Raw genomic sequence first — 598 nt, 5'->3', positions numbered from 1 at the left:
GCGCCGGAACAGTGCGCACGTCGGGAAGCGATAGAAGAAACCGGCTTTCAGGTTGGCGAGGTGAAGAAGATATTTGAAGCCTATATGTCGCCGGGCGGCGTCACCGAGCTGATCCATTTCTTTATTGCCGAATATGACGATAGCCAACGCCATACCGGTGGCGGTGGGGTGGAAGACGAAGATCTTGTAGTGGTGGAGTTGCCGTTTGACCAGGCGGTGGCGATGATTACCGATGGGCGCATCAAGGACGGCAAGACCATCATGCTGTTGCAGTATCTGCAGATCAATCGCCTATTGGCATAAAAAATCCCGGCACGTAGCCGGGTTTTCCATCACGCGGGGCGAGTCTGCTCGCCCGCCTGGCGGTTACTTCAACAACGCCCTGGCCTTCGCCACCACGTTGTCGACGGTGAAACCGAACGTCTTGAACAGCTGCTCGGCCGGTGCCGATTCGCCGAAGCTGGTCATGCCCACCACCGCGCCGTTCAGCCCGACGTATTTGTACCAGTAATCGGCAATGCCCGCTTCGATGGCCACACGCGCGGCGACCGCCGACGGCAGCACCGATTCGCGGTACGCCGCATCCTGTTTGTCGAAC

At 58.9% G+C, this 598-nt stretch carries 2 protein-coding genes; one reads left to right on the top strand and one right to left on the bottom strand.

Annotated features, from left to right (window positions below; translation table 11 throughout):
- Window positions 1-303: NUDIX domain-containing protein (locus tag AC5O77_RS22185; RefSeq protein WP_494507218.1), on the top strand; the 303-nt coding region annotated here is incomplete at its 5' end.
- A 63-nt stretch (window positions 304-366) separates the two neighbouring features.
- Here the strand turns inward: AC5O77_RS22185 and AC5O77_RS22180 are convergent.
- Window positions 367-598 (bottom strand): transketolase-like TK C-terminal-containing protein (locus tag AC5O77_RS22180; RefSeq protein WP_494507217.1); only part of this gene is annotated, 232 nt, incomplete at its 5' end.

It is taken from the genome of Stenotrophomonas sp. INTA L402-1 (assembly GCF_059295135.1).
Note: the sequence above shows the minus strand (reverse complement) of the source record. Positions and strands in the feature narration are given on the sequence as shown.